Raw genomic sequence first — 24,827 nt, forward strand, 5'->3', positions numbered from 1 at the left:
CCCCGCTTCGACACGATGTGTGTCAGAGAGTGTTACTTCTCCCAGCCGACGTTCTCGACCGGGGTGATGCCGAACAGGTCGAGACCGACGTAGGGCTCGGGCGTGAGGTTCGCCAGGCCTTCCTTGACGGTGTAGATCTGCGGGCCGTTGTACAGCGGGATGAGGCCCCAGCGCTTGTAGATCTCGGGCTCGAGCTTCATCGCGGCAGCGGTCTGCGCCTCGGGGTCGCTCTGCGACTCGACCTTGTCCTTGATCTCGGCGTCGAGTTCGGCGTCACCGACACCCGACAGGTTGAGACCAGAGTCCGAGCAGTACAGCTGGCAGAACCACGCGGCACCGAACGGGTCGGAGGAGGTGAAGCGGAGGCCGGAGACATCCCAGTTCTTCGAGGTGTAGTCCTCGGAGAACTGGCTGGCCGGGCGGACCTCGACCTTGACGTCGATGCCGATCGCCTTCTCCTGAGCCTGCAGCGACTGCGCGAGGGCCTTCTGCGTCGCGGAGTCAGCCCAGATCGGGTACACGACGGAGAGCTTGACGCCGTCCTTCTCGCGGATGCCGTCGGAGCCTTCCGTCCAGCCGGCCTCGTCGAGGAGCTTCTTGGCACCCTCGACATCGAACTTCCAGCCGGCGGCCTTCATCGAGTCGGAGTAGCCGGGCTGGAACGAGAACAGGGTCAGCGAGCCGGCCGGGTCCTCTTCGTATCCGAGGCCGTTCCAAGCGATCTGCTTCTGCTGATCGATGTTGATCGCCTTGAAGAACGCCTCGCGAACCTTGACGTCCTCGAACTGCGGCTTGGTCGAGTCGACCTGCAGGATGGTGTTGGCGGTCTGCTGTGCGCGGTAGACCACGGCGCCGTCGACGTCCTTGACCTGATCGATGAGCTCCTGGGAGCCCGTCTCGACCATGTCGACCTCGCCGTTCTTGAAGGCGTTGACGCCGGCCTGGGCGTCCATGCCGGTCATCGTGACCTCGTCGAGCAGGGGAGCGTCGCCCCACCACTCGGGGTTCGGCTTGAACGAGACGTAGCCCTTGTTGGCGTCGAACTCGTTGATCGTGTACGGACCTGCGCCCCACTCGGGGTGCGGGTTCTCGATCATGGCCTCGTTGAAGGTGGTCGGGTCAGCGAGCGCGGGGTGCATGACGCCGCCGTTGAACGGCATCTGCGGCCAGGCGAACTCGCCCTTGAAGGTGACGATGGCGGTCTTGGCCGTGTCGCCCTGCTCGACGGACTCGATGTCCTTGTAGCCGTCGGTCGCGTTCGGGTTGAAGCCCTCGTCGTAGGAGCGGTTGGCCTTCCACGTGGCGTCGATGGCCGTCCAGTCCATGTCGGTGCCATCGTTCCAGTGCGCCTCGTCGGTGAACGTGAAGGTCAGGACCGTCTTGCCGTCCTTCACCTCGTTCTTCCACTCGGAGAGGTAGTTGTCGTTCTTGTACTGCGTGCCATCCGGCTTCATGAGGATGATCTGCGGCATGTACCACGCGGCGATGCGCGCGGTGTCGGCGCTGCCGTCGCTGTTGAACGAGTTCAGCTGCGGCGGGACCTCGCGGATGGCGAAGTTGACCGTGCCACCCTCCTTGAGGTTCTCGCGCGGCTGCGGGTTGTAGTTCGCCATCTCGACACCGGCTGCTTCGCCGCTGTCGCCCTTGTCGCTACCACCGGTGGTGCCGGTAGCGCACCCGCTGAGCGCGAGTGCGAAAGCGCCGGTGAGTGCCAGCGCTCCCATCAGCTTGTACTGCTTCATGGTGCTCCTTTCGCCTTGCGGCGTGTCATAAGGGGAGAATAGTTCGCCGAATCCCCGATTGCCCGGGCGGCGAGTGAATATGGGCTAACCGTTACCGGACGGTGATGCGCTCCTCATCAGGAGGCAGCGGGGCGGGCCGACATGGTCGCCGGATCGAACACGATCCGCTCGCGGGTGCGCTCGATGTCGGGGTCCGGCACAGGGATCGCCGACAGCAGGGCCTTGGTGTACGGGTGCTGCGGGTTGTCGAAGACATCGTCCACGTCACCGTGCTCGACGAAGTCGCCGAGATACATCACGGCGACCCGGTCGGCGATGTGTCGGACGACGGAAAGGTCGTGAGCCACGAACAGATACGACAGTCCGAGCTTGACCTTGAGGTCGTCCAGCAGATTGATGACGCCGGCCTGGATCGACACGTCGAGCGCGGAGACCGGCTCATCGAGCACCAGGATCTTCGGGTTGGTCGACAGCGCCCTGGCGATGCCGATGCGCTGACGCTGTCCACCGGAGAACGCCTGAGGGAAGCGGTCGCTGTGCGCGGGGTTGAGCCCCACGAGGTCCATCAGCTCCTTGACACGCCGGTGCGCCTCGGCCTTCGGCGTACCGATGGCCGACAGCGGCTCCGAGATGATGTCCGCGACCGTCATGCGGGGGTCGAGGGCTCCCATCGGATCCTGGAACACGATCTGGATGTCGCGGCGCAGCGCCCGCTCCACCTTGTGGCTGCGGATGTCGTTGACGCTGGTTCCCGCGATCACGATGTCGCCCTCGGTCTGCTTGACCATGTCCATGATCTGGAGGAGCGTCGTGGTCTTCCCACTGCCGGACTCGCCGACGATGGCCAGGGTCTCTCCCTCGCGCACGTCGAAGCTGATGCCCTTGATCGCGTGCACCTCGCCGACCTTGCGCTTCAGGAACGCACCCTTGAGCAGGGGGAAGGTCTTGGTGAGGTTCTTCACCTCGAGGGTGATCGGTCGCTGTTCCCGGGGGAGCCGGGTCAGCGGGCTCTCGGGTGCCTCACGAACGGGGTACACGGGCAGACCTCCGAGCAGGCCGCCGTCGGTGATCTCGTTCGCGCGGATGCAGGCTGCACGGTGCTCCTCGCCGCCGCCGGTGAGGACCGGCAGGAGCTCGGGCTCGCTGGTGCGGCACGCGTCCATGACGATGGGGCAGCGGTCAGCGAACGGGCAGGCATCCGGCAGGTTGATCAGCAGGGGAGGGTTGCCCTTGATCGGGGTGAGAGGCTCCTTCTCCGCCTTGTCCACACGAGGGATGGCACCGAGGAGACCGATCGAGTAGGGCATGCGGGTCTGGTGGAACAGCTCGCGGACCGGCGCCTGCTCGACCGGCTTGCCGGCGTACATGACCATCACATCGTCGGCCGTGCGGGCGACGACTCCCATGTCGTGGGTGATCATCATCACGGCGGCACCGGTCTCGGCCTGGGCCTTCTCGATCAGGTCGAGGATCTGCGCCTGGATCGTGACGTCGAGAGCCGTAGTGGGCTCGTCGGCGATGATCAGCTTCGGGTCGTTGGCCATCGCGATGGCGATGACGACGCGCTGCCGCATGCCGCCCGAGAACTCGTGCGGGAAGGACTTCATCCGCTTCTCGGGCTCGGTGATGCCGACCAGCTTGAGGAGATCGATCGAGCGCGCCGTCGCCTCCTTGATGCTGAGGTTGCGGTGCACCGTCAGCGCCTCGATCAGCTGCGCGCCGATCGTGTAGACCGGGGTGAGAGAGGTCAGCGGGTCCTGGAAGATCATCGAGATCCCGTTGCCGCGGATGGCGGAGAGCTGCGCGTCGGTCTTGCCCAGGAGTTCCTGGCCGTCGAACACGATCGACCCTGAGACCTTGGCGTTCTCATCGAGCAAGCCCATCACCGCGAGAGAGGTGACGGACTTGCCGGAACCGGACTCGCCGACGATGCCGAGGGTCTTTCCCGCTTCGAGGTCGAAGGAGACGCCGCGCACGGCGTCGACGCGGCCCGCCTCGGAAGCGAAGCTGACCTTGAGGTCGCGGACGGAGAGTACGGGGCTCATGCGCGGCCTCCTGCAGCCGAAGTGGGATCGAGGGCATCGCGCAGTCCATCGGCGATGAGCGCCATTGACACGGTCAGCATGGTGAGGACCAACGCGGGGAAGTAGAACAGCCACGGCGAGCTGGTGATCGAGGAGCTGCCCTCACCGATCAGCGAGCCGAGCGAGACATCGGGGATCTTCACACCGAAGCCGATGAAGGACAGGCCGGTCTCGGTCGTCACCGCCGCGACGATGCCGAGGGTGAAGTTGATGACCAGCAGGGATCCGATGTTCGGGATCAGGTGACGCGTCACGATGCGCAGGCCGCGGACGCCCATGTAGCGCGCGGCTTGGACGTACTCGCGCTCACGCAGCGAGAGCGTCATCGTCCAGATGATGCGAGCGGGGAAGAACCAGCTGACGAAGATCATCACGAACGCGATGACCCACCACACGCCGCCGGAGTCGTTCGAGATGATCGACAGCAGGAGGAAGGTCGGCACGACCATCATGAAGTGGATGACGAGCAGCGCGATTCGCTCGAACCAGCCGCCGAAGTACGCGGCGGCGGTACCGACGAGCGCGGAGAGGATCGTCGTTCCCACCGAGACCGTGATCGCGATCATGAGGGATCGCTGCAGGCCGATGGCCGTCTGCGTGTAGGTGTCGTTGCCGGCACCGTTGGTGCCGAACCAGTGCGCCGCGGACGGCGGCTGGCTCAGCGCGAGGAAGTCCATGCTGTCGACGGCGTACGGCGACAGCAGCGGACCCAGCGTGGAGAAGAGGACCAGCACGAGCAGGACGACGACGCCGCCGACGGCCGGCTTGTTGCGCATGAACCGGCGCGTGTAGAGCGTCCACTTGGACAGCGACTTGTCCGCGGCGCGGTCGGCGCTGGACGGCGCTGCCGGCGGCTCGACGAGGGGGTCGATCATATCGGTGGTCATAATCAGCTCACCCTCACTCGCGGGTCGAGAACGACGACGATGATGTCGGCGAGCACCGCACCGATCGCTGTCAGCACGGCGCCGAAAGCGGCGACGGCGACGACGCCGTTGATGTCGTTGTTGTTGATGGTGTCGAGGAAGTACCGCCCCATGCCCTGCCAGGCGAAGATGCGCTCCGTCAGGATCGCGCCGGTGAAGATGGTGGGGATCGTGAAGGCGACCTGCGTCGCGACCGGGATGAGCGACGTGCGCAGGGCGTGCTTGCGCACCGCCTGCGCCTTGGTCAGCCCCTTGGCCCGGGCGGTGCGCACGTAGTCGGCGTTGATGTTGTCCAGCAGCAGCGACCGCTGCAGGAAGTGGTACTGGGCGTAGCCGACGATCACGAGCGCGATCGTGGGCAGCGTGAGGTGCTGCAGGGTGTCGACCAGCACGGGGAAGAAGCCGGTGACGCCGGGGCTCGAGGAGCCGGTGACGTAGAAGATGCGGACGCCGGTCCACTCGTTGAGGGAGATCGCGAGGAGCACCACGGCGAGTCCGGCGACGATGATGTTCACGTTCATTGTGATGATCGAGGTCGCCTGGCCGATGCGGTCGGCGAGCTTGTACTGACGCGAGGCGGTGTAGACACCGAGCCAGATGCCGAGCACCGCCGCGATGATCGTGGCCCCGAGAACGAGCTCGGCGCTGACCCACATGCGGTATGAGACCTGCTCGTTCACTGACTGACCGGTGGGACTCACACCCCAGTCCCAGCGGATCAGGATGCCGCTGAACCAGTTCCACCACCGCTCGATCAGCGGAACCGTGTCGCTGAGGTTGCGGGGGATGAGGACGTTGTCGATCTGCTCCGGGGAAAGCGGAGGTCGGCGCCCGACGTAGTTGCTGCGCGGATCCAGGAAACCCCACGCCAGGAAGAACGTGAGATTCGTGGCGACCACGATCATGAGCAGCCAGCCGAGTGCTCGGCGCAGGAGGTACTTGATCAAGGGGGGTCAGTCTTTCTCTTCTACAGACGCGCTCGGGATCTGCCGACGCAACGCTGAGTCAGTTGGATACACAATCGCCATCCACCGAACTCTGCGACGCGACGACCATCACGGGGTGTATGACGGAGTCTTATCGCTTGCGGGATCCGGTGTCACGGATTTTCCCTGGCAACTTCGGGAGACTATCACCGGTATGCCCGAATCGGGGATTAGCCTCCCCTGACCGTAGAATCGAGTGGACATGTCCCCACGCGCTCTCACTCCTCTTCAGCCTGCTGCGACGCCGGCTGCGCAGATCCGTAACTTCTGCATCATCGCCCACATCGATCACGGCAAGTCGACGCTCGCCGACCGCATGCTCCAGATCACCGGAGTCGTCTCCGATCGCGACATGCGTGCGCAGTACCTCGACCGCATGGACATCGAGCGCGAGCGCGGCATCACCATCAAGAGCCAAGCGGTCAGGATGCCGTGGGAGCTCGATGGTCAGACCGTCGCTCTGAACATGATCGACACGCCCGGTCACGTCGACTTCACCTACGAGGTCTCGCGTTCGCTCGCGGCCTGTGAGGGAGCGATCCTGCTCGTCGACGCCGCACAGGGCATCGAGGCGCAGACTCTCGCAAACCTCTACCTGGCGCTCGAGAACGACCTGCACATCATCCCGGTGCTCAACAAGATCGACCTGCCGGCCGCCGACCCGGAGAAGTACGCCAAGGAGCTGGCTTCACTCATCGGCGGCAAGCCGGAGGACGTGCTGCGCGTCTCGGGCAAGACCGGTGTCGGCGTCGAAGAGCTGCTCGACCGGTTGGTCCAGGAGATCCCCGCGCCGACCGGCGACGCGGATGCTCCGGCCCGCGCGATGATCTTCGACTCGGTGTACGACGCCTACCGCGGTGTGGTCACCTACGTGCGCATGGTCGACGGAAGCCTGTCACCGCGCGAGCGCATCCAGATGATGTCCACCGGAGCGAACCACGAAGCCCTCGAGGTCGGCGTGTCGAGCCCGGAGCCGACTCCGACCAAGGGGCTCGGCGTCGGCGAGGTGGGCTACCTCATCACCGGCGTGAAGGATGTGCGCCAGTCGAAGGTCGGCGACACCATCACCACGTCGCGGAAGCCGGCATCCGAGGCCCTGCCGGGATACACCGACCCGAAGCCGATGGTCTTCTCCGGGCTGTATCCGATCGACGGCAGCGACTACGCCGAGCTGCGCGAGGCCCTCGACAAGCTCAAGCTCTCCGACGCTTCCCTCGTGTACGAGCCGGAGACCTCGGTCGCGCTCGGTTTCGGTTTCCGCTGCGGCTTCCTCGGACTGCTGCACCTCGAGATCATCACCGAGCGTCTGGCCCGCGAGTTCAACCTCGACCTCATCACGACCGCGCCCAGCGTGATCTACGAAGTACTGACGAGCGACACCGGCGAGACCGTCACCGTGACCAACCCGAGCGAGTATCCCGACGGGCGCATCGGCTCGGTGTCGGAGCCGATGGTCAAGGCGGCGATCCTGCTGCCCAAGGACTACGTCGGCACGGTCATGGAGCTGTGCCAGTCGCGTCGTGGAACGCTGCTCGGCATGGAGTACTTCTCCGAGGAGCGCGTCGAGCTGCGCTACAACATGCCGCTCGGCGAGATCGTGTTCGACTTCTTCGACCAGCTCAAGTCGAAGACGCAGGGCTACGCCTCTCTCGACTACGAGCCCTCAGGGCAGCAGGACGCCGACCTCGTGAAGGTCGACATCCTCCTCCAGGGCGAGAAGGTCGACGCGTTCAGCTCCATCGTCCACCGCGAGAAGGCCTACGCCTACGGCACGATGATGGCCGAGCGTCTGCGCAAGCTCATCCCTCGCCAGCAGTTCGAGGTGCCGATCCAGGCCGCGATCGGTGCCCGCATCATCGCGCGCGAGACGATCCGCGCTATTCGCAAGGACGTGCTCGCCAAGTGCTACGGCGGTGACATCACCCGCAAGCGCAAGCTCCTCGAGAAGCAGAAGGAGGGCAAGAAGCGCATGAAGATGGTCGGCCGCGTCGAGGTCCCCCAGGAGGCGTTCATCGCCGCGCTCTCGGGCGACGTCGAAGGCAAGGACAAGAAGTAGCGAGCCTCGATCGCGCCCGCGGGATATGACGCCCCGCGGCGCGTGGGGGTGTTCGCTCAGGTAACGCGAAGTAGGGTGGAAGTCATGCGGCGCGGGACTTTCCGAGACGACACGGTGGACTATGCGGCCGTGGGTGCGACCCATGCGCCCGACCTGATGCAGTACCCGCCGGAGCGCAGCATCCCGGCGGAGGAGTCTTGGCGCATCGGCAGCGGTGTCGAACGTTTCCAGACCGCCGGTGAAGCCCTTCTGTCGTGGACCGCGCAGCGTGCGGCCGGACTGTCGGTGGAAGACGTGCGTCCTGCGCCAGGGCCCGCCTATGCGGGCGTGAGCTTCGATGCCGAAGGCAATCCGATCGCGCCGAGCAAGCGCGACGTCGAGCCCCGCTACGACGCGGAGGGCATGCCCTTCGTCGGGGCGGGGATGACGCTGCACCTTCGAGGACGCGTCGCCGGCATGCGCGCCGATTCCGAGCTGCGAGTGATCTCCGTCACGGAGGAGACCCGACGCGTCGGCTTCGTCCTCGGGACGGTCGGCGGATCGGTGGTCAGCGGCGAGGAGTCCTTCGATGTGGACTGGCGCGAGGACAACGACGAGGTGTGGTTCACCGTCCGTGCGTTCGACGCGCCGAACGGTCTTCTCTACCGCACGATTCCGGCGCTCGTGAAGCGTCGCCGCCGTGAGCTCTTCGCACGCTACCTCCGGGCGATCTCCCCGCTCTACGCGACCCCGCTCTGATGGCGGGACCGCTTCCTCTCGGAGACCCCGCGCCCGCGGACGGGCACCTGCCGGCCGATCTTCCGATCGATACGACGGTGCCGTTCTCCGCGTATCTGCACATTCCGTTCTGCACTGTGCGCTGCGGGTACTGCGACTTCAACACCTACACGTCGACCGAACTGCGCGGGGCGAAGCAGGAGGACTACGCCTCGACTCTGATCTCCGAGATCGCGCTCGCCCGTCGAGTGCTGGGCGACGCGGGAGCGCTGCGGCCGATGGATACAGTCTTCTTCGGCGGCGGTACACCGACGCTTCTTCCCGCAGGCGACCTCGCGCGCATGCTCGAAGCCGCGACCGGTGCCTTCGGCCTCGCCGATGGGGCGGAGGTCACGGTCGAGGCGAATCCCGACACCGTGACGCCCGAGGTGGCCCGCACTCTGGCGCGGGCCGGAGTCACGAGGATGTCGGTCGGCATGCAGTCGGCTGTTCCGCACGTGCTCGCCGCGCTCGATCGCACCCATCGCCCGGAGAACGTGCGCACCGCCGTCGCCGCAGCGAAGGACGCGGGGCTCGCGGTGAGCGTCGACCTGATCTACGGGGCCCCGGGGGAGTCGCTGTCCGACTGGGAGGCCTCCCTCGATGCCGCGCTGGTGCTCGAACCCGACCACATCTCCGCCTACGCGCTCATCATCGAAGACGGCACGAAGCTCGCCCGCCAGATCCGCCGCGGCGAGGTTCCGACTCCGGATGACGACCTCCAGGCCGACATGTACGAGCTCGCCGATGCCCGTCTCGCAGACGGCGGCTTCGACTGGTACGAGGTGAGCAACTGGGCGCGCACGCCCGATCGCCGTTCCCGCCACAACCTCGCGTACTGGCGGGGGAGCGACTGGTGGGGCTTCGGTCCCGGTGCGCACAGCCACGTCGCCGGTCTGCGCTGGTGGAACGTGAAGCACCCGGCCGCCTACGCGCAGCGTCTCGCGGCAGCCGAATCGCCGGCAGCCGGAACCGAGCGCCCGGACGACGAGTCGCGCACGCTCGAGCGCATCCTGCTGCTCAGCCGCATCCGCGAGGGGATCGCCGTCGATGACGTGCCGAGCGCGAACCGGAGCAGAGTCGCCGGGCTCATGGCCGACGGGCTCATCGACCCGGTCGCGGCGCTCCAGGGACGCATCCGGCTGACCCTGCGCGGTCGCCTTCTCGCCGACGCCGTGGTTCGCGAACTGACCGACTGACCGACGGCCGCCGTCAGCCGGGGAGCAGATCCATCGCGGCTGTTCGTCGCTGCGCCACCGTCGTACTGTCCGCATCGAAGAGTCGCGTCCGGCGACCCGATCCGTACGCGGGCCAGCCGGGGTCGCCCGTGGTCACGAACGCGACCCACGCGGCGTTCATCTCGGCGGCGAGTCCACGGGGAGCGTCAGGGCCGGCCATGCGCTGGGCCTCGGCATCCTCAAGCCGGTCGAACACGAAGCCGAGTTCCAGCGCGTGGGCCGCACGCAGGTCTCGGACCGGACTCGGCCATGCGAACTCGTAGACGTGCGTCGCGTCTGGGCGAGCGGCCGCCACCCGACTCAGGGGCGCCCGCAGCATCATGTCGGTGACGAGCTGCCCGAAGATCTCTCCGGTGATCGCTCCGGGGAAGGCCGAGCGGTACTCGGCGACCGCGCGCCGGGGAATCCGGGAGACGATCCGGGCGGCTTGCATCTTGAACTCGCTGATGCCCGCGAGCGCCTCGGGTGGGAACCAGAGCCGATACTCGTCGGTGTTGCTGCCGATGAGCAGAGGAGTGTCGATCTCTGCGAGAACCTCGTGCGGCGACCGGGGAAGGCTGTCGGGGTCGATCGCGAACTGGAAGCCCGGTGCTCCGCCGAGCGGCGACGACCCCGCGGCCTGCGCCCTCCGCGCTTCCAGGAGCTGCTCGGGTGTCAGCGCCGCGAAGGACTCGCGGTCCGCTCGTACCCCGAGCCGCTTCGCGAGCTGTGCGGTCACCCGTCCCGCCTTCCGCGCCGTCTGCGCCTGGAGCGGCCCGGATTCGATGATGGCCCTGCCGATCAGCTCGCGGGAGCTGTCGCGAGCGAGGAGGCCGGCGACGATCGCTCCGCCGGCCGACTCACCCATCGCGGTGATCCGCGCCGGATCACCACCGAACGCGCTGATCTCGCGGTGCACCCACTCCAGCGCGGCCGCGGCATCGCGCAGACCGAGGTTTCGGGGCGCGCCTTCCAACACCGAGAAACCCTCCGAACCCAGTCGGTAGTTGATCGAGACGAAGACGATGCCCGCCGTGGCGAAGACCGTGCCGCCGTAGAGGGGCAGCGCAGCGGTACCGCGTTCCAGGGCGCCGCCGTGGATCCACAGCAGCACCGGCGCACCGGAAGCGTCCGACGGCGCCCACACGTTCGCGGTGAGGATGTCGTCGCCGTCGATGCGCACGGAACCCAGCAGCTCGCCGATGGCGCCGGCGTAGGGAACCTGGGGAGGGGTCGGACCGAACCGCGTCGCATCTCTCACCCCTTCCCAGGCCAAGGCCGGACGCGGCGCGCGGAACCTGTTCTCTCCGAACGGCGCCTGCGCGTAGGGAATGCCGAGGTAGCGGACGATCCCGGCCTCCTCGGTCCCGCGGACGATGCCGCTCGACAAGGTGGCCTGGGGCGAGGTGGTCATGAGCGTCATCATAGGGTCGTGCGTCCGAGGTACGGAGAATCCCGAGCTGCACGGGGTAGGATTGGCACTCTGAACGTCCGAGTGCCAGCGGAAGGGAAGGGTGATGGTCACAGAGCGAGGACTCCAGGTTCTCCGCGCGATCGTGCAGGACTACGTCGAGACCCACGAGCCCGTCGGCAGCCGATCAATCGTCGACCGGCACTCCTTCGGCGTCTCCGCGGCGACGATCCGCAACGACATGGCGCTGCTCGAGGACGAAGAGCTCATCACGGCTCCGCACACCTCGTCAGGGCGCGTGCCCACCGACAAGGGCTATCGGGTGTTCGTGAATCACCTCGCCCAGCTGCGACCGCTCTCGTCGGCTCAGCGCTCGGCGATCGAGTCGTTCCTCGGCGAGCCTGCCGACCTCGATGACCTGATGGTCCGCACGGTGCGGGTGCTCACGCAGCTGACAGGACAGGTCGCGCTCGCCCAATACCCCTCCTTCGCGCGCGCGCACGTCACGCACGTCGAGCTGGTCGCGCTGGCGCCGAATCGGCTTCTCATCGTGCTGGTGACGGATGCGGGTGGAGTCTCTCAGCGCATGGCCGTCCTCCCGGAGGCGATCGACGAAGCCGATATGGCGGTGCTTCGCGCCCGACTGTCCGCGTTGATCACCGGTCAGGGCATCGGCGAGGCCTCCGACCGGCTGCAGGCGTTGCTGGCCGCCGAGGAGAAGCCCCAGGATGCGGTGCTGCGCACGCTCGCCGGTGTCGTCGTGGACGAGCTCGGCGGATTCCGCCAGGAGCGTCTGGTGATGGCGGGAGCGGCGACCCTCGCGCGCCGGGAGCAGGACTTCCGCGGCAGCATCCACCCCCTCCTCGAAGCCATCGAGGAGCAGGTCACGCTGCTGCGTCTGATGAGTGAGATGGTGACGGACGAGCACGGGCTCGCCGCCAGCATCGGCACCGAGAACGCCCCGTTCGGGCTCGGTGAGGCGTCGATCGTCGCCAGCAACTACGCCGCGCCCAGTGGCACGGCGCGCGTCGGCGTGATGGGGCCGACGCGCATGGACTACCCGAGCAACCTCGCCGCAGCGCGGGCCGTGGCCCGCTACCTGTCGCGGATGCTCGATGAAGACGAGGCCGGCCGCTGACGCGGTCGCCGACAGTACACACGCAGAAAGGCGATCGTGGCGGACCACTATGAGGTTCTCGGGGTGTCCCGAGACGCTTCCACCGACGAGATCAAGAAGGCGTACCGACGTCTCGCACGGCAGTTGCACCCGGATGTGAACCCGGGAGAAGACGCTGCGGAGAAGTTCAAGCTCGTCACGCACGCGTACGACGTGCTCAGCGACGACGACTCCCGCCGACGCTATGACATGGGCGGCGGAGACGGCGCTGCGGGGAACTTCGGCGGGTTCGGCGGGTTCGGCGACATCTTCGAGACGTTCTTCGGTGCCTCGCAAGGCGGCGGACGCGGTGCGCGTCCGCGTTCGCGCCGAGAGCGCGGCCAGGACGCCCTCGTCCGCGTGACGCTCGATCTCGGCGACGTCGTGTTCGGAGCGCACCGTGACATCGACGTCGACACGGCGGTGCTGTGCGAGACATGTCAGGGTTCGTGCTGCCAGGAGGGCACCTCCCCGGTCACCTGCGACATCTGCGGCGGCTCCGGTCACGTGCAGCGTCAGGTCCGCAGCCTGCTCGGCAACGTCGTCACCTCCCAGCCCTGCGGCACCTGCGAGGGCTACGGCACGACGATCCCGTACCCCTGTGGCACCTGCGGCGGCCAGGGCCGTGTGCGTTCGCGCCGTACGGTGTCTCTCGACATCCCGGCCGGCGTCGAGACCGGGCTCCGTCTGCAGCTGCCCGGCTCCGGCGAGGTCGGCAAGGCGGGCGGACCGAACGGAGACCTCTACGTGGAGGTGACGGTCAACCCGCACGCGGCCTTCAGCCGTGACGGCGACGACCTGCTCGCGACCCTGGAGGTGTCCATGACGGATGCGATCCTCGGCACCGAGACCAAGATCCAGGGGCTCGACGGCGAGGTCGACCTCGAGATCCGCCCCGGCGTGCAGTCCGGCGACGTGCTCACGATCAAGGGCCGGGGCATCACCCCGCTTCGTGGCACGCAGCGGGGCGACCTGCGCGTCGGCGTGCAGGTGCTCACCCCCACGCGGCTGGATTCCGCGCAGCGGGCGCTCATCGAGGATTTCGCGAAGAAGGCGAAGTCGCCCGAGCCGCAGTTGGCACAGTTCCAGCAGGGACTCTTCTCCAAGCTCCGCGACCGCTTCCGCAGCCACTGATCATGGCACTGCATTTCCTCGTCGAATCGTCGACGGATGCCGCTGTCGGCGACCTCGTGTCGTTGACCGGGGGCGAGGCGAAGCACGCAGCCGTCGTGAGACGACTTCGGGTCGGCGAGGCGGTCACGGTCGGCGACGGCGCCGGAGTGTGGTTGACCGGGACCGCCGAGGAGGTGTCTCCCATTCGCGTCGATGTGCGCATCGCGGAGCGCGTCGAGCATCCTGCGCCCACGCCCCGGATCGTTCTGGTCCAGGCGCTGGCGAAGGGCGATCGCGACGAGCTCGCCGTGCAGGCCGCGTGCGAACTCGGCGTCGACGAGATCGTGCCCTGGCAGGCGAGCCGGAGCGTGTCGCGCTGGGAGGGACCGAAGGCGGCGAAGGGCCGCGAACGTTGGGCGACCATCGTGCGCGAGGCCGCAAAGCAGGCTCACCGCGCCTGGCTCCCCGACGTCGTCGCGCCGGTGTCGACCACGCAGCTCGCCGAGCGGGCGCGTGAGCAGCGCGTTCTGCTGCTCGATCCGACCGCGCCCGTGCGACTGTCGGAGATCGAGCCGGACGACCGTGACCTGGTGCTGGTCGTGGGGCCGGAGGGAGGGATCTCCGAGGAGGAGCTCCGCCGGTTGACGGAGGCGGGGGCCGAACGCGTGCTCCTCGGGGACACGGTGCTGCGCACCTCGACGGCGGGACCTGCCGCGATCGCCGTGCTGTCGGTCGCGCTCGGGCGATGGTGACGGCACCGCGAGCACACGACGACGGGCTCACGGCTGCGGGGTCGCTGTGGTCAGTAGACTTGTCGGCATGACGGACACCTCGATCTTCACGCGCATTCTGAACGGGGAGATCCCTGCCGAGATCATCGGCGAGACCGACCGCCTCTTCGCTCTGCGCGACATCGCCCCGCAGGCACCGGTGCATCTGCTCGTGGTGCCGAAGTCGGCGGAGTACCGCGATGTCACCGAACTCGCTGCGGGGGATCCCGCACTGCTGGCCGAGATGATCGCCTTCGCGGGGACGCTCGCCCAGGAGCACACCGAAGACGGCGACTTCCGCCTCGTCTTCAACACCGGCGCCAACGCCGGACAGACCGTTTTCCACGTCCACGCGCATGTGCTGGCCGGCGGATTGACCGAGAAGAGCGTCGGTGCCTGAGAACCACGAACCCCAGGAGCGGAGCCTCGGCGGCCAGCCTCCCGAGGCGGTCGAGAAGATCTACGCCGACGGCGTCGCGATGGTCCAGCTGCTCGGGCCGCAGGACCGGCTTCTGCGGATGCTGGAGAAGGAGCACCGTGACGTCCAGGTGCTGGTGCGCGGCAACGAGATCACACTCAGCGGCACCGCCGATGCGGTCGCGAAGGCGAAGACACTGGTCGAAGAGCTTCTCGAGATGACCAGGGCAGGCCATGATCTGGCCCCGAGCGATGTCTCCAGCTCAGCACGCATGCTGCGGCAGGAGGGGGGCCCGCGTCCGAGCGAGGTCCTGGGCGAGGCTATCCTGACGACCCGCGGCAAGGTCATCCGTCCGAAGACCCTCGGGCAGAAGGAGTACGTCGACGCGATCGAGGAGAACACGATCGTGTTCGGCATCGGTCCCGCCGGTACCGGCAAGACCTACCTCGCGATGGCGAAGGCCGTGCAGGCGCTCCAGCGCAAAGAGGTCACCCGCATCATCCTCACGCGTCCCGCCGTCGAGGCGGGGGAGCGGCTCGGTTTCCTCCCCGGCACCCTGACCGACAAGATCGATCCGTACCTGCGCCCGCTGTACGACGCGCTCAACGAGATGATGGACCCGGAGATCGTCCCGCGCCTCATGGCGACCGGCACGATCGAGGTGGCACCTCTCGCCTACATGCGCGGCCGTACCCTCAACGACTCCTTCGTCGTGCTCGACGAGGCGCAGAACACCACCCCCGAGCAGATGAAGATGTTCCTGACCCGTCTCGGCTTCGGCACGCGGATGGTCGTCACCGGTGACATCACGCAGGTCGACCTTCCGCAGGGGTCCTCGGGACTCCGCCTGGTGACCCGCGTGCTCGACGGCATCGACGACATCCACTTCTCCCGGCTCACGAGTGACGACGTCGTGCGGCATTCGTTGGTCGGACGCATCGTCGACGCGTACAGCGAATACGACGAGAAGCGCACCGCGCAGCGTTTCGAGCGCGAACAGGCGGCCGAGTTCGCCAATCGTGCCGAGCGCAGGGGAGCACAACGACCAGGACCGCGTGACCGCGCGCCGAAACGAGGACTCTCATGATCGAGATCAACAACGAGTCGGCCATCGACGTCGACGAGGCCGTGCTGCAGCGGCTGACGGACTTCAACCTCGCGCAGCTGCACGTCAGCCCGGATGCCGAGGTGGCGATCGTCCTCGTCGACGAGGGAGCCATGGAAGCCCTCCACGTGCAGTGGATGGATGAGCCCGGTCCCACCGACGTGCTGAGCTTCCCGATGGACGAGCTGCGTCCCGGCACCGAGGACCGTCCGACGGCTCCCGGCCTGCTCGGCGACATCGTGCTCTGCCCGCAGGTGGCCGAGACGCAGGCTCAGGCTGCCGGGCACACCCTGATGGACGAGCTCATCCTGCTCACCACTCACGGGCTGCTGCACCTCCTCGGTTTCGATCACGCCGAGCCCGACGAGGAGCGTGAGATGTTCGGACTGCAGAAGGAGCTGATTCAGGGCTTCGCCGCAGCTGAACGCCGGCGATGACCGCGGCTCTCCTCCTGATCGCCGCCGTGCTGCTGGTGGCGTTCGGCGGTCTCATGTCCGCGATCGACGCCGCATACGGAGTCACATCGCGCGCCGGGCTCGCCGACATGGCGACAGAGGGTCGCAGAGCCAAGGCGCTGGGTCGCATCGCCGCTGACCTCGACGCGCACGTGAACGCCGTGGCCTTCATCCGCGTGCTCGCGGAGGTCACAGCGGCCGTGCTCGTGACGGTGGCATTCACGATCCTGATCGACAACAACTGGTGGGCGATGCTCGCCGCCGCCGTCCTCATGACGGCCATCACGTTCGTGCTCGTGGGAGCGAGTCCTCGGTCGTTCGGTCGCCAGCACGCCGAGGCGATGATCCGCGGCACGGCCTCGATCGTGCGAGGGCTCCGGATCTTCCTCGGACCGCTTGCGCAGGGGCTCGTCCTGCTCGGCAACCGCGTGACGCCCGGCACGGGCCGCAGCTCCTTCACCAGCGAGGACCAACTGCTCAGCATGGTCGACGAGGCGGCGTCGAACGACCTCATCGAGGAGGACGACCGCGATCTCATCCACTCGGTCTTCGACTTCACCGATCAGTTCGTCCGCGCCGTGATGGTGCCCCGCACGGAGATGGTCACGGTCGATGCGACGGCGACCACGGACGAGGCGATGTCGCTCTTCCTGAACCGCGGTGTGTCCCGGATGCCCGTCGTCGATGACGATGCCGACGACGTCGTCGGAGTGCTGTACCTCAAGGATCTCGTGCAGTTCGCGTACCGCGACGACAGTGCGTGGCGCGCGGCGTCCATCCGGCCGATCGCCCGCCCTGCGACCTTCGTCCCCGAGTCGATGCGCGCGGAGACGCTCCTGCAGCAGATGAAGCGCGACGCCGTGCACGTCTGTTTGGTGATCGACGAGCACGGGGGGATCTCTGGCCTGGTGACTCTGGAGGATCTGATCGAGGAACTCGTCGGCGAGATCTCCGACGAGTACGATCAGGTATCGGCGGAATTCGTCGATCTCGGTCACGGACGATACCGCGTGAGCGCCCGACTCTCGCTCGAGGATGTCGGCGACCTGTTCGGTCTCGAGCTCGAGGACGAGGACGTCGATTCGATCGGCGGTCTGCTCGGCAAGGCGCTGGGACAGGTTCCGCAGCCCGGGGCGACGGCCACCGTGGAAGGCTTGGTGCTCACGGGCGGCGCATCGCGCGGTCGTGGGCGAGGGATCGCGACGGTGTTCGTGGAACGTGCGGCGGGGGAACCCGACGATGTGCAGGATGAAGGAGATCGAGACGATGACTGACGACACTCGAAGCGGGTTCGTGACCTTCGTCGGCCGCCCCAATGTCGGGAAGTCGACGCTCACCAACGCGCTCGTCGGCGAGAAGATCGCGATCACCAGCGAGAAGCCGCAGACGACGCGTCGGGCGATCCGCGGAATCGTCAACCGGCCGGAGGGGCAGCTCGTCATCGTCGACACCCCCGGCATCCACAAGCCGCGTACGCTGCTCGGCGAGCGGCTCAACGATCTCGTCGAGCAGGTGCTGGGCGACGTCGACGTGATCGGCTTCTGTGTACCCGCCAACGAGAAGGTCGGCCCCGGAGACCGGCGGATCGCCGCCTCTCTCGACGGCTACCCGCGCGCGAAGAAGATCGCGATCGTGACCAAGATGGATGCGGCCGGGCGCGACGAGGTCACCGAGCGGCTGATGGAGGTCGACTCCCTCCGGGAGGACTGGGCCGCGGTCATCCCGCTGTCTGCACTGACCCGTGAGCAGCTCGACGTGCTCTCGGACGAGATCCTCTCGCTGATGCCGCAGGGTCCTGCGCTGTATCCGGAGGGCATCACGACCGACGAGTCGGAAGAGGACCGGATCGCGGAGATGATCCGCGAGGCCGCCCTCGAAGGCGTGCGCGATGAGCTTCCGCACTCGATCGCCGTCGTGATCGACGACATCGCACCCCGGGAGGGCACCGACCTGACCGACGTGCATGCCTCGATCGTGGTCGAACGGGACAGCCAGAAGGCGATCATCATCGGGCACAAGGGAAAGCGGCTCAGCGAGGTGGGTGCACGCGCGCGTGTCGGGATCGAAGAGCTGCTGGGGACACGCGTGTTCCTCGGGCTGCATGTGAAGGTCGCGAAGGAATGGCAGCGCGATCCGAAGCAGCTCGGCAGGCTCGGATTCTGAGATGACGTCCGGCACCACGTCGATGGCGGCGGGAAGACCGCCGACCCCGGCGACATGAGCGGTCGCAGCGAAGACCCGGATCCGCTGCGCACCGAGGTCTTCACCCGAGTGTTCGACGAGCACTGGGCGGCAGTGCGCCATCACATCGAGGGTGTGGTCGGTGCGGAGGAAGAAGTCACCGAGATCGTCTCGGAGGTGTTCCTTCTCGCGTGGACGAAGCTCAGACCCGCGCGACCGCCCAGTCGCGTCTGGCTGCTGCGCACCGCGGATCGGCGGCTACGTGCGCGTTCGGGTCGATCGTCCACTCCGTACGGTGCGCTCGACGCGGTGCATATGGGACTCTCCGGCGAAGAGGGCCGACCGGATCAACGGAACCGCGTCGAAGTCCTCCGGGCCTTGTCTGTCCTCAAACCAGGACAGAGGCGTATCATCATGCTCACGTACTGGGACGGACTCACGGTGGGGGAGATCGCGGAGTTGATGCGCGCTTCCGAGTTCCGAGTGCGCAAGACGCTGGGACGCGCGCGGCATCGCCTGTGCGCGGAGCTGGGCCTGGAGGGGGCGACAACGGGTGATGACTGAGAACGCCGTGCTCGAACGTATGCTGAGCGACGCCGACCCCGCGCCGACGCCCCGTGACGCTGCGCCCGATGCGCGGGCGCTTGCCACACGTGACCGCATCCTCCGCACGAGTCTGGCGCCCCGCAGACGGCGTCGACGTGCCTGGGGCTGGGCCTCCGGTCTGACGGCAGTCGCCGCATCGATGGCGTTGGCATTCGCCGTGTTCTCTCCTCAGGGTGCCGCGGTGGCGGGGATGCCGTCGCCTCTCGACTTCGAAGGCGCGACCACGGTCGCCCAGGTGGTCGACGACGCCGAGACGGCTCTCGCCGGTTCGACCGGACCCGCGGCGCCGGAGCGCACCGTCAGGACCGCTTTCTGGGGATTCTCGGTCGAAGTCGAGGCGAAGGTCAGCAAGGTGGTGCCGCAGCTCTCCACGCTCACGTGGGAACCGGACGGCTCGGGTCGCATGACGATCATCGCCGGTGTTCCCTACGACCCTGAGGACGCGGTCGCGAGCAACGCCGCTGAGGTGACCAGCAGCGGGGAGGTCGTCACCGACCTCGTGATGGCGCCCGGCGATTTCTACACGCCCTGGACAGAAGTGCCCGGCGAGACTCGTCAGGACATGATCGCCATCCTCCGTGCCTTCGGCATGCCGGAGAACCCGACGGCATACGACGTCGAGTTGGCTTTCACATCGGTCCTCGATCAATGGACGCTGACGAATGCTCAACACCGCGAACTGCTCGGACTCCTCGAGGGGGCGCAGGGCGGTGAGGCGCTCGGAGTGACGAAGGACCGTCTGGGGCGTGATGTGAGCGGAGTCAGGGTGGTGTCACCTGACGGCGCCGCCAGCGATCTGATCCTGGTCTCACGTGATACCGGGAGGATCGTCGGCGTCGAACGCACAGTCCTGATCGCAGACGAGGTCTACGCCGCCGGTTCGATCATCTCCTATCGGATGTGGGACATCGATGAGGAGGCGATCAGATGACGTGGAGCACGATCGTCGCAGCGGCGGCGCTGGGCGCGATGCTCACGCTCGGAGTGACGCCCGCGCAGGCAGCACCGCAGGGTGACGACACTGTCGATCCCGAGATCATCGCGATGCTCGAGGAAGTGCCCGGCGGCGTGATCATCGATTCGACACATGCTGTGTGGCCCGCCCTCGGTATGGAACTCTCGATCAGGTCCGTCTCCACCAGATCAGTGCGTTCGGTCGGCAGCTGTGCGACCGATCGGCTCTGTGCCTACAGCGCCGGGGCGCTCGGCGGCAACAAGCTGACGTTCAGCCTGTGCAGCGTCAACACGATTCCCTCGACGTTCATCGCGAAATCGGTCGCCAACGCTCGTGGTACCGGCTATGTTCAGGCACGGTACGGGAGCGCCACCGTGGCCACGGTGAATGCGGGAAGTTGGGCGAACCTCGGCGCTGCGGTCAACAACCTCCGCTGCGTCCTCTGAGCCGGGTCGGGCACCATGTCGGTCAGTACTCCGCAGTCTCGGCACTGGGTCGCGACGGCCTGGGGGCCACCCGACAGTTGGGAGTTCGTCGAGCACGACACTCCTTCCCCGCAGAAGGGTGAGGTCACGATCCGTGTCCTCGCCGCCGGGGTGAACCCCGCAGACGCGAAGCATGTGGCTGCCGCCCGCCCGGGCGCCGAACTGCCCGTCCCGATCGGGTACGAGATCTCGGGGGAGGTCTCGGCGATCGGCGCGGACACCCGGATCGGTTCGGGCGCCGTCGACATCGGTGACGAGGTCATCGCCTTCCGCGTGCGCGGCGGCTACGCGACCGAGATCACCGTACCCGCCGAGAAGGTGTTCGCGAAGCCGTCGACTCTCACGCATCCTGAGGCGGCGAACCTGCTGCTGGTCGGCACGACCGCCGCGGAGATGCTCGCCGTCACCGGTGCGGCGCCGGGGGAGACGATCCTTCTCCATGGCGCTTCCGGCGCTGTCGGGGTGAGCGTGTTGCAGCAGGCGCGACTCCGCGGCGTCCGCGTCATCGGAACGGCGAGCGAGGCCCGCTTCGACGAGGTACGACGGTTCGGGGGCATTCCGGTGGAGTACGGCCCGGGGCTCGCTGGTCGCGTGCGCGACCTGGCGGGCGATCCGATCGCCGCGGCGCTGGATGCGGTGGGGACGACCGAGGCTGTCGACGTGTCCCTCGAACTCGTCCGAGACCGTCGGCGGATCGTCACGATCGCCGCTGCCGGTAGAGCCGCGACCGACGGCATCACGTTCATCGCGGGTTCGATGCCCGAAAGCGCCCGCTTCCGCGACGAGGTGCGCAGCGAGCTGATCGCCCTGGCGCAGAACGGCGATCTCGTCGTCCCCGTGGCCCGCGCCTTTGCCCTGGGCGAGGCACCCGTGGCGCATCGGCTTCTCGCCACCGGGCATCCCGGCGGCAAGCTCGCGCTGGTCCCGTAGATCAGTCGATCTCGCGGAGCGCGGAGGCCACGATCACGACGTCGTCGCCGTACTCGGCATCGACGGCATCCTGGATGCTTCCGTCGTCCCACACGACACTCAGCCAGACGTACCCGCGATCGGTGCGGAGAGCGAGTGCCTCCTCGCCGAGACGTGCGGAGATGTCGTCCTGGATCCGGGTGAGCTCATCGCTCGGCGTCGCGCCGTCGACCCCGCCTGTCGGATCCTCCGGAGCGATCGGGTCGTACAACGCGAGCATGATGGGCACGTCGGTGTTGGTGAGTCGCTCGCCGTCGAAGGTCGCATACACGGCATAGGCCCCCCAGGTGGTCTCCCCGCTGGACTCGCTTCCCTCCACGCCCTCCCAGGACCAGTCGTCGAGGGGGACTCCGCTGCACTGCGGAGGGTACGACTCCCTGATCGCGCCCATGCACAGCTGCACGTCGCCGGCCACGTCCAGCACCGTGCCCACCCCGATGACGCGCCCGTCGGGGAGATCGGGGCGGACGTCCTCGAAACGCTGGTCGGAGGGCGCCGTCGTGCTCGTCGGGGCCGCGGAGCTTCCGGGGCCCGACGTGCACGCGCTCAGGAACAGGAGGCCGACGACTGAGGCCGCGGCGATGGCCAGGCGACGCTGCGATGTGCTCATACCGGGGAGTGTCGTCACCGCCGTGATCGTCTCAGCCTCGTCGAAACCGTCATGGCATCCCTGCTACCATGACCTCATGCCTTTCGGCGGTCTGCTTCTTCTTAGCTGCCGCGACGAGTCCTAAAGCTAGGGCCTTCCTCGTCGCGGCGCTTGTGTTGGCCCGTTCATCTTGACGAAGAGAAGAAGCCCCATCATGCAGAACACTCAGCGCCCGTCCGCGATGCCGATCCACAAGTACCGGCCGTTCCACGAGCAGATCAACGTCCACCTGCCTGACCGCACTTGGCCCGACGCCCGCATCACCGAGGCGCCCCGTTGGTGCGCGGTCGACCTCCGCGACGGCAACCAGGCCCTGATCGACCCGATGTCGCCCGAGCGCAAGCGCGTGATGTTCGAGCTGCTCGTCAGCATGGGGTACAAGGAGATCGAGGTCGGCTTCCCCTCGGCGAGCCAGACGGACTTCGATTTCGTCCGCCAGCTCATCGAAGAGAACCTGATCCCGGACGACGTCACGATCCAGGTGCTGACCCAGGCGCGTGAGCACCTCATCGCCCGCACCTACGAGTCGATCGCCGGCGCGAAGCAGGCCATCGTGCACCTCTACAACTCCACGAGCGTGCTGCAGCGCGAAGTCGTGTTCCGCACCGACAAGCAGGGCATCATCGACATCGCGCTCGAGGGTGCACGCCTGTGTCGTCAGTTCGAGAAGACCATTCCCGACACGAAGGTCTACTACGAGTACTCGCCCGAGAGCTACACCGGCACCGAGCTCGAGTTCGCCGTCGACATCTGCAACCAGGTGATCGAGGTCTTCGAGCCCACCCCCGACCGCAAGGTCATCATCAACCTGCCGGCGACCGTCGAGATGGCCTCGCCCAACGTCTACGCCGACTCGATCGAGTGGATGAGCCGCCACCTCGCGCATCGCGAGAACGTGATCCTGTCGCTGCACCCGCACAACGACCGCGGTACCGCGATCGCTGCCGCTGAGCTCGGCTACATGGCCGGTGCCGACCGCATCGAGGGCTGCCTGTTCGGCAACGGAGAGCGCACGGGCAACGTCGACATCGTCGCGTTGGGCATCAACCTGTTCACCCAGGGCATCGACCCGCAGATCGACTTCAGCGACATCGACCAGGTCAAGCGCACGGTCGAGTACTGCAACCAGCTGCCGGTGCCCGAGCGCAGCCCGTGGGCGGGCGACCTGGTCTTCACCGCCTTCAGCGGATCGCACCAGGACGCGATCAAGAAGGGCTTCGAGGCCATGGCGGTTCGTGCCGAGGCCGAGGGCGTCACGGTCGACGACATCGAGTGGGCGGTGCCGTACCTGCCCATCGATCCGAAGGATCTGGGGCGTTCGTACGAGGCCGTCATCCGCGTCAACTCGCAGTCCGGCAAGGGTGGCGTCGCCTACCTGCTGAAGGCCGACCACGCCATCGACCTGCCCCGCAAGCTGCAGATCGAGTTCTCCGGTGTCGTGCAGGCGAAGACCGATGCCGAGGGCGGCGAGGTCACGAGCGACCAGATCTGGTCGATCTTCAACGACGAGTATCTGCCCGCCGCCGACACCGCGGCCAAGTGGGGACGCTTCGAACTGCTCGCGACGCAGACCCGCAGCGACATGTCCGGCGAGGTCGTGCTCGATGTCGTGCTGCGCGACGACGACCAGCAGGTGTCTGTCACCGGCAACGGCAACGGTCCGGTCGCTGCCTTCGTCGAGGTGCTGCGCGCACAGGGCTTCGACATCACGGTGTACGACTACGTCGAGCACGCTCTCAGCGCCGGCGGTGACGCGCAGGCCGCGGCCTACGTCGAACTGCAGGTCGGTGACCAGCGTCTGTGGGGCGTCGGCATCGACGGCGACATCTCGACGGCGTCGCTCAAGGCGATCGTGTCGGGAGTGAACCGCTCGATCCGCACGCGTCAGCAGGAGCTCGCGGCGGTCTGATCGTCCACGCACAGACGGCGGCCGGAATCCCCTGCGGATCCCGGCCGCCGTCGCCTGCATCTGCGCTGACGGTCGTCCGCGCAGGGCACGTCGGCGCGTGCGGTCTCCTCGTCGTCACGGCGTGAGCCGGGCTCGGGATGCCGCCCGCGTCAGAGGTCGATGCCGGGCTTGACGATCGCGATGGCACCCGTCTCGGCGGCGACCTTGCGACGGTAGATCCGCCGCTGCTCCGGCAGGGAGACGTCGAAGGTCACGGCGAGGACCCGGATGACAGCGGTGACCGCGATGCCGACGACCGCGGCGAGTGTGATCGGCATCCCCAGCGCCACGGCGATCACGATGAACGTGCACCCCGCGCCGGCGGCCACAGCGTAGAGCGAGCCGACGTGCATGATCGCGGTCGGCAGGCCCATCAGCATGTCGCGGAGCACGCTGCCGCCGACGGCGGCGCAGACGCCGATGAAGACGGCCGGCACCTCGGGGATGCCGAATGCGAGGGCCTTGCTCGTCCCGAAAGCTCCGAACATGCCGATCACCACGGCATCGAGCACGACGATCGCCGTGTTCAGGCGGGTGAAGAGGCCGGACAGCAGCATCCCGAGGAGCGCGGCGCCGCCTGCCGTCACCAGATACCACTGGTTCTGGAGCGTCGCGGGCGTCTGCCCGAGCAGGATGTCGCGGATCAGACCTCCGCCCATGCCGATCATGATGCCGATGATGGCGACACCCAGCCAATCGAGCCGACGCTGGCCCTGGAACCCCGATGCGAACATCGCGCCCTGGACCCCGCCGAGGCCGACGCCGAGCAGGTCCGCCCACAGCGGAATGGTGAAGAGCGGTTCGGTCACGCGTCCATTCTCGCGCACGGAGGATAATCG

General features: G+C 67.3%; 23 protein-coding genes. 16 read left to right on the forward strand and 7 right to left on the reverse strand.

Annotation, left to right across the window (positions count from 1 at the left end; all coding sequences use genetic code 11):
* Window positions 1-32: 32 nt before the first annotated feature.
* The 4 genes from ASD13_RS07355 to ASD13_RS07370 all read right to left on the reverse strand — a co-directional run bounded on the left by ASD13_RS07355 (window position 33) and on the right by ASD13_RS07370 (window position 5,699).
* On the reverse strand, window positions 33-1,742 hold the full coding sequence (locus ASD13_RS07355) for an ABC transporter family substrate-binding protein (protein ID WP_055867645.1): 1,710 nt from the start codon (window positions 1,740-1,742) through the stop codon (window positions 33-35).
* A 116-nt stretch (window positions 1,743-1,858) separates the two neighbouring features.
* Window positions 1,859-3,787, reverse strand: coding sequence for an ABC transporter ATP-binding protein (locus ASD13_RS07360; RefSeq protein WP_055867648.1), 1,929 nt, complete (start codon window positions 3,785-3,787; stop codon window positions 1,859-1,861).
* A complete protein-coding gene (locus tag ASD13_RS07365) occupies window positions 3,784-4,713 on the reverse strand; it encodes an ABC transporter permease (RefSeq protein ID WP_055867651.1) in 930 nt (309 codons plus the stop codon). Before ASD13_RS07365 ends, ASD13_RS07360 begins: the two co-directional genes overlap by 4 nt.
* 2 nt (window positions 4,714-4,715) lie before the next feature.
* A complete protein-coding gene (locus ASD13_RS07370) occupies window positions 4,716-5,699 on the reverse strand; it encodes an ABC transporter permease (RefSeq protein ID WP_055867654.1) in 984 nt (327 codons plus the stop codon).
* Window positions 5,700-5,940: 241 nt separating this feature from the next.
* Between ASD13_RS07370 and lepA the strand changes: the two genes are divergently transcribed.
* The 3 genes from lepA to hemW all read left to right on the forward strand — a co-directional run bounded on the left by lepA (window position 5,941) and on the right by hemW (window position 9,749).
* On the forward strand, window positions 5,941-7,794 hold the full coding sequence (lepA, locus tag ASD13_RS07375) for a translation elongation factor 4 (protein WP_055867657.1): 1,854 nt from the start codon (window positions 5,941-5,943) through the stop codon (window positions 7,792-7,794).
* Window positions 7,795-7,878: 84 nt separating this feature from the next.
* On the forward strand, window positions 7,879-8,532 hold the full coding sequence (locus ASD13_RS07380) for a DUF1990 family protein (protein ID WP_017830360.1): 654 nt from the start codon (window positions 7,879-7,881) through the stop codon (window positions 8,530-8,532).
* Window positions 8,532-9,749, forward strand: coding sequence for a radical SAM family heme chaperone HemW (gene hemW / locus ASD13_RS07385; protein ID WP_055867660.1), 1,218 nt, complete (start codon window positions 8,532-8,534; stop codon window positions 9,747-9,749). Before ASD13_RS07380 ends, hemW begins: the two co-directional genes overlap by 1 nt.
* A 13-nt stretch (window positions 9,750-9,762) precedes the next feature.
* On the opposite strand, the gene ASD13_RS07390 is transcribed toward hemW, so the two are convergent.
* The gene (locus ASD13_RS07390) at window positions 9,763-11,181 is read right to left on the reverse strand and encodes a carboxylesterase/lipase family protein (protein WP_055869140.1); all 1,419 of its coding nucleotides are present in this window, start codon (window positions 11,179-11,181) and stop codon (window positions 9,763-9,765) included.
* A 103-nt stretch (window positions 11,182-11,284) separates the two neighbouring features.
* Between ASD13_RS07390 and hrcA the strand changes: the two genes are divergently transcribed.
* From hrcA to ASD13_RS07450, 12 genes are all read left to right on the forward strand, one after another.
* Window positions 11,285-12,316, forward strand: a complete 1,032-nt coding sequence (gene hrcA / locus ASD13_RS07395; protein ID WP_055867663.1) for a heat-inducible transcriptional repressor HrcA — start codon at window positions 11,285-11,287, stop codon at window positions 12,314-12,316.
* A 36-nt stretch (window positions 12,317-12,352) separates the two neighbouring features.
* On the forward strand, window positions 12,353-13,468 hold the full coding sequence (gene dnaJ / locus ASD13_RS07400) for a molecular chaperone DnaJ (protein ID WP_031206040.1): 1,116 nt from the start codon (window positions 12,353-12,355) through the stop codon (window positions 13,466-13,468).
* Between the two features lie 2 nt (window positions 13,469-13,470).
* Complete coding sequence (locus ASD13_RS07405) at window positions 13,471-14,199, forward strand: 16S rRNA (uracil(1498)-N(3))-methyltransferase (protein ID WP_055867666.1); 729 nt, start codon at window positions 13,471-13,473, stop codon at window positions 14,197-14,199.
* 67 nt (window positions 14,200-14,266) lie between these two features.
* Window positions 14,267-14,617 carry an HIT domain-containing protein gene (locus tag ASD13_RS07410; protein ID WP_055867669.1) on the forward strand — a complete coding sequence of 117 codons (351 nt, stop codon included), beginning with the start codon at window positions 14,267-14,269 and terminating at the stop codon, window positions 14,615-14,617.
* A gap of 79 nt (window positions 14,618-14,696) precedes the next feature.
* Window positions 14,697-15,722: a PhoH family protein gene (locus ASD13_RS07415; protein ID WP_229778869.1), complete on the forward strand. Its 1,026-nt coding sequence runs from the start codon at window positions 14,697-14,699 to the stop codon at window positions 15,720-15,722.
* Window positions 15,719-16,177, forward strand: a complete 459-nt coding sequence (gene ybeY / locus ASD13_RS07420) for an rRNA maturation RNase YbeY (protein WP_017830368.1) — start codon at window positions 15,719-15,721, stop codon at window positions 16,175-16,177. Before ASD13_RS07415 ends, ybeY begins: the two co-directional genes overlap by 4 nt.
* Window positions 16,174-17,469, forward strand: coding sequence for a hemolysin family protein (locus ASD13_RS07425; RefSeq protein WP_055867675.1), 1,296 nt, complete (start codon window positions 16,174-16,176; stop codon window positions 17,467-17,469). The genes ybeY and ASD13_RS07425 overlap by 4 nt, the downstream gene beginning before the upstream one ends.
* Window positions 17,462-18,358, forward strand: coding sequence for a GTPase Era (era, locus tag ASD13_RS07430; protein ID WP_031206042.1), 897 nt, complete (start codon window positions 17,462-17,464; stop codon window positions 18,356-18,358). The genes ASD13_RS07425 and era overlap by 8 nt, the downstream gene beginning before the upstream one ends.
* Before the next feature lie 54 nt (window positions 18,359-18,412).
* Entirely contained in the window at window positions 18,413-18,940 is a 528-nt protein-coding gene (locus ASD13_RS07435) for an RNA polymerase sigma factor (RefSeq protein ID WP_055867678.1), read from the forward strand.
* Complete coding sequence (locus ASD13_RS07440; RefSeq protein ID WP_055867681.1) at window positions 18,933-19,913, forward strand: hypothetical protein; 981 nt, start codon at window positions 18,933-18,935, stop codon at window positions 19,911-19,913. The genes ASD13_RS07435 and ASD13_RS07440 overlap by 8 nt, the downstream gene beginning before the upstream one ends.
* Complete coding sequence (locus tag ASD13_RS07445) at window positions 19,910-20,383, forward strand: hypothetical protein (protein WP_055867685.1); 474 nt, start codon at window positions 19,910-19,912, stop codon at window positions 20,381-20,383. The genes ASD13_RS07440 and ASD13_RS07445 overlap by 4 nt, the downstream gene beginning before the upstream one ends.
* A gap of 15 nt (window positions 20,384-20,398) precedes the next feature.
* Complete coding sequence (locus ASD13_RS07450; protein WP_055867688.1) at window positions 20,399-21,352, forward strand: quinone oxidoreductase family protein; 954 nt, start codon at window positions 20,399-20,401, stop codon at window positions 21,350-21,352.
* Between the two features lies 1 nt (window position 21,353).
* Here ASD13_RS07450 and ASD13_RS07455 read toward each other — a convergent pair whose 3' ends face one another.
* On the reverse strand, window positions 21,354-22,001 hold the full coding sequence (locus tag ASD13_RS07455) for a hypothetical protein (protein ID WP_235562495.1): 648 nt from the start codon (window positions 21,999-22,001) through the stop codon (window positions 21,354-21,356).
* A gap of 193 nt (window positions 22,002-22,194) precedes the next feature.
* Here ASD13_RS07455 and leuA point away from each other — a divergent pair, with 193 nt between their 5' ends.
* Window positions 22,195-23,949, forward strand: a complete 1,755-nt coding sequence (leuA, locus tag ASD13_RS07460; protein ID WP_055867695.1) for a 2-isopropylmalate synthase — start codon at window positions 22,195-22,197, stop codon at window positions 23,947-23,949.
* 149 nt (window positions 23,950-24,098) lie between these two features.
* On the opposite strand, the gene ASD13_RS07465 is transcribed toward leuA, so the two are convergent.
* Entirely contained in the window at window positions 24,099-24,797 is a 699-nt protein-coding gene (locus ASD13_RS07465; protein WP_055869141.1) for a trimeric intracellular cation channel family protein, read from the reverse strand.
* Between the last annotated feature and the right edge of the window lie 30 nt (window positions 24,798-24,827).

The organism is Microbacterium sp. Root1433D1 (assembly GCF_001426835.1).
GTDB classification, from domain to species: Bacteria; Actinomycetota; Actinomycetes; order Actinomycetales; family Microbacteriaceae; genus Microbacterium; species Microbacterium maritypicum.

Coding starts and splice junctions, on each gene's coding strand:
- era (WP_031206042.1), top strand. CDS start 17,462: ATGACTGACGACACTCGAAGCGGGTTCGTGACCTTCGTCGGCCGCCCC.
- ASD13_RS07425 (WP_055867675.1), top strand. CDS start 16,174: ATGACCGCGGCTCTCCTCCTGATCGCCGCCGTGCTGCTGGTGGCGTTC.
- ASD13_RS07450 (WP_055867688.1), top strand. CDS start 20,399: ATGTCGGTCAGTACTCCGCAGTCTCGGCACTGGGTCGCGACGGCCTGG.
- hrcA (WP_055867663.1), top strand. CDS start 11,285: ATGGTCACAGAGCGAGGACTCCAGGTTCTCCGCGCGATCGTGCAGGAC.
- ASD13_RS07440 (WP_055867681.1), top strand. CDS start 18,933: ATGACTGAGAACGCCGTGCTCGAACGTATGCTGAGCGACGCCGACCCC.
- ASD13_RS07435 (WP_055867678.1), top strand. CDS start 18,413: ATGAGCGGTCGCAGCGAAGACCCGGATCCGCTGCGCACCGAGGTCTTC.
- leuA (WP_055867695.1), top strand. CDS start 22,195: ATGCAGAACACTCAGCGCCCGTCCGCGATGCCGATCCACAAGTACCGG.
- ybeY (WP_017830368.1), top strand. CDS start 15,719: ATGATCGAGATCAACAACGAGTCGGCCATCGACGTCGACGAGGCCGTG.
- ASD13_RS07365 (WP_055867651.1), bottom strand. CDS start 4,713: ATGACCACCGATATGATCGACCCCCTCGTCGAGCCGCCGGCAGCGCCG.
- ASD13_RS07455 (WP_235562495.1), bottom strand. CDS start 22,001: ATGAGCACATCGCAGCGTCGCCTGGCCATCGCCGCGGCCTCAGTCGTC.
- ASD13_RS07390 (WP_055869140.1), bottom strand. CDS start 11,181: ATGACCACCTCGCCCCAGGCCACCTTGTCGAGCGGCATCGTCCGCGGG.
- ASD13_RS07355 (WP_055867645.1), bottom strand. CDS start 1,742: ATGAAGCAGTACAAGCTGATGGGAGCGCTGGCACTCACCGGCGCTTTC.
- ASD13_RS07360 (WP_055867648.1), bottom strand. CDS start 3,787: ATGAGCCCCGTACTCTCCGTCCGCGACCTCAAGGTCAGCTTCGCTTCC.
- ASD13_RS07445 (WP_055867685.1), top strand. CDS start 19,910: ATGACGTGGAGCACGATCGTCGCAGCGGCGGCGCTGGGCGCGATGCTC.
- ASD13_RS07405 (WP_055867666.1), top strand. CDS start 13,471: ATGGCACTGCATTTCCTCGTCGAATCGTCGACGGATGCCGCTGTCGGC.
- lepA (WP_055867657.1), top strand. CDS start 5,941: ATGTCCCCACGCGCTCTCACTCCTCTTCAGCCTGCTGCGACGCCGGCT.
- ASD13_RS07410 (WP_055867669.1), top strand. CDS start 14,267: ATGACGGACACCTCGATCTTCACGCGCATTCTGAACGGGGAGATCCCT.
- ASD13_RS07415 (WP_229778869.1), top strand. CDS start 14,697: ATGGTCCAGCTGCTCGGGCCGCAGGACCGGCTTCTGCGGATGCTGGAG.
- ASD13_RS07380 (WP_017830360.1), top strand. CDS start 7,879: ATGCGGCGCGGGACTTTCCGAGACGACACGGTGGACTATGCGGCCGTG.
- hemW (WP_055867660.1), top strand. CDS start 8,532: ATGGCGGGACCGCTTCCTCTCGGAGACCCCGCGCCCGCGGACGGGCAC.